The organism is Snodgrassella sp. W8132 (assembly GCF_016100865.1).
Classification (GTDB): domain Bacteria; phylum Pseudomonadota; class Gammaproteobacteria; order Burkholderiales; family Neisseriaceae; genus Snodgrassella; species Snodgrassella alvi.
Genome location: NZ_JACFRQ010000010.1, coordinates 1 through 3,367, shown reverse-complemented (window position 1 = coordinate 3,367; position 3,367 = coordinate 1). Strand labels below are relative to the sequence as shown.

The 3,367-nt window shown below is 37.1% G+C and carries 1 protein-coding gene; it reads right to left on the bottom strand.

The annotated features are described in order from the left end of the window. A partial coding sequence (locus H3U82_RS10760; RefSeq protein ID WP_198210508.1) for an autotransporter outer membrane beta-barrel domain-containing protein occupies positions 1–3,070 on the bottom strand: 3,070 nt, incomplete at its 3' end. Between the last annotated feature and the right edge of the window lie 297 nt (positions 3,071–3,367).

Below are 3,367 nucleotides of genomic sequence, written 5' to 3'. Positions count from 1 at the left end.
TGGTTGTGTTTTTACCTGCTCTGGTATCAATACCGCTGGTAAAGCCGTCGACATCGAGATTGCCGTGCAGATAGCCGACATATCCACCGGCACGCCAGCCATTGTTGCTCCAGATATCACTGCCCAGTTGTAAACCGGCATAATTACCGGTAGTACGGGCATTGGCCGGCCCATTTTGCTGAATATCAGAACGGCTGGCAATCACTCTGCCCCAGCTCATACGTTCATCGGGCAGAGGAGTGGAACCGATACGCTGATGCATATTAGCGAGCATCAGGCTGTCGGCCTGTCGTAACTGAGAGGCAACTGCGGCAAATAATGGTACTTCTTTACGGTATAGTGGTCTGGATCTGGTTGTAATTTCTTCAGGTATATCATATGACTTTAAAAGATTTGCGGCGCTGGAGAATGTTTGTTTATCTGAGCGCAGATACCAGCTGCTGTCATCATTATTTTTTACCAATTCATATGCATAAGCACCTGCATCAATATGGCCATTAAACAGACTAAAAATGGCATCATTACTCTTTCCTTTAACAGTAATGAGAGCAATTCCGTTGGTGCCGGTTGTATCTGCTCCCAGTCCATTAATGTCCGTTATTTTAATGGTACTTCTGCCAGTAGCATCTCCCGTAATCAACAATTTATCGGCAGTGTTTTCATGAGAATCAATATCCATTAGTAACTGACTACCCGGGCTACCGTTGTAGTTGCCATTGATTGTCAGAATATCTCCACTATAGTTGTTATTAAAACTGATTGTGCCTGCATTATTTACGTCCGCAGTAATATTTATCTGATGGGTTAAATCCACAGTATCTGTCTGCAGGGAAGTGCTTTTAGGTATTGCAAAATTTAGTATGCTTCCCGTATTAATATTTAATTGCTTGGTTTCCAAATCTCCGGTTAATGCTAAATTACCGAATAACGGTGAATTTCCTTGCTGACCAACATTAATAATAGTCCAGTTACGTAATGCAGTATTATTCATATCACCATTACTGGCAGAAGAACCAGTAAGCAGACTGTTAATATTGAGGGTGTCGATATCCTTCTGTCCATCAGGGTTTAATCCGTCTGCGTCTTTTTTTCCTCCGTCGAGTAGAGTTAAGGCAGACGTATCAGCCTGATTAATAGTGAAAGTATCGCTACCATTATTCAGTAGCACTTGTCCGGAAATTTTAGCCCCCTTATTGACTATAATATTGGCATTAGAATCATTATTCATAATTGCTATACCAGAATTTGCGGTAATTTCAGCTCCGTTTTCCAATGTAATATTAGTATTTATACCGCTTGCATCAGTATTTTTAATACCGGCGCCTACTCCTCCGCTTACTTTACCGGCAATATGTATATTAGTCTCACCACTTCCTTGATTATCAGTATAAATGCCATTATTTATCCCTGTAATATTACCGGCTAGCTGAGTAATATTGAGTTCATAAGCAGGTTTAGAATGACGAATTTCAATTCCATTATAGGTAGTATGTTGGGCATCTTCCACATTATCTATTTTAGTCGTAATAACATTTCCTGTAGTGGTCAGGAAAGTTGATCCGGTACCAGAATTTAAAATATCTATAGTGTTAAAAGATCCGATAGCATCATTAACATGAATAATTAAATCTTTTGCTTTGTTGCTGCTGATAGCACTAAGAGCAGTACCTTTTTCGTTATAAATATTATTTACATTAACAGTAGTTGAACCATCTATACCTTCATTTGCAACTTCAACACCACCCGTGACATTATTAGCTTGAAGCATTAAATCTTTGGCAATAACTCCATTTGCTACTACTAGACCGCTATCGGCAGTAATGTCTTTGGCAATTACGGTGGTTGAACCCGCACCGGCATTAACCGCAAAAATTCCCCCAAGAGTATTACTATTGATATCACCAGCAATAATTGTTAAATCTTTAGTTTTTCGACCATTTACTGCCCAGATACCAGTACCTCTTTCACCAGTTTTTATTGAACCGTTAACCACAATAGTAGTTGAACCGGTACCATAGTTATTTGCTGTAATACCGAAAGCTTGGGTAGCGAAATTAGATGCTTCAATATCGTGAGCATAAATATTTATATCTTTTGAACCAAGGTCGTTATAAACACGGATACCCGATCCCAAGTCACTTTTTACATTGCCTGTATTGACCGTGACTGAACCGGTACCGCCATTATTAATATCAATACCACCGGTAAGACCTGCAACATTACCATTGTAACTATAGATATCTTGTGTATTTTTTCCACTTTTAACTACAAGTGCCTGACTGTTACTTGAATTAATATTTCCTGTTGTAATAGTGGTTGATCCAGTTCCTTGATTATTAACAAGAATGCTCTCTGAAACACTATTGATATTATTAGCATTAATTAATACGTTTTTACTCGAGACATCATTATTAACAGAGATCGCATTGTTTTGAGTATTAATATTACCGTTAACATAAACAGAACTTGAGCCAATACCATGATTGGCTATGACAATACCTCCGACAGGACTTTTTAAATTATTAGTAGCAACAGTAATATCCTTTGCATTTTTGCCAACATCAATATAGACAGGCAGGTTATCTGAAGTGATATCACCTGTGTTAATTACAGTATAACCGCTACCCTTATTCGAAACAGATATGGCATCAACTGCACTGTTGATATTTTGAGTATTGATATTGATATCAGTAGCAGTTTCTTCATTTTCCGCCAGAATAGCTGGAGTAATATCGGTTGTAGCTGTGGATGGGTCAATATTTATATCATTAGTAACATTGATATTTATTGAACTATTTCCATTATTGTAAATATGGATTCGATTGTTCGTATTCTGAATAGAATCACCAGTCAACGCCGTAGCGATTTTTGCGGGATTGTTTTGTGTACAGGTTATATTTGCTGTTGATAATACCGGACACCGCGCATGAGCGAGATTGATGACTGCCAACATACTGAAACAAGCAGTCAGTTTAATCAGTTTTTGTTTACCGCAACTGTGTACTAGTTCTGATGCAACTGTATAAGTCTGTAATCTTAAATTCCAGATTAGTTTATATATTTTGTTCATCCTGCTTATCTCCTACAATTTTAAATGAAATAAAAATTAGATTGGTTTATAAATAATGACAAAACAATAATATATAATAATTTTAATTAATTGAAACAAACATATATCCTGGAATTGAATGTAATTAATGATAAATAAATTTTTACTAATAATATTTACCAGTTAATCTTTAATCCAACAGAACCATTTACCGGCGCTTTAGTATGTGCATCACCACCATTAGACCATGTATGGCCGATTTCACCATAAGCTTTTACTTTGTTTGTAATATCGTAAGTACCGCCAATTGCCAGCTCA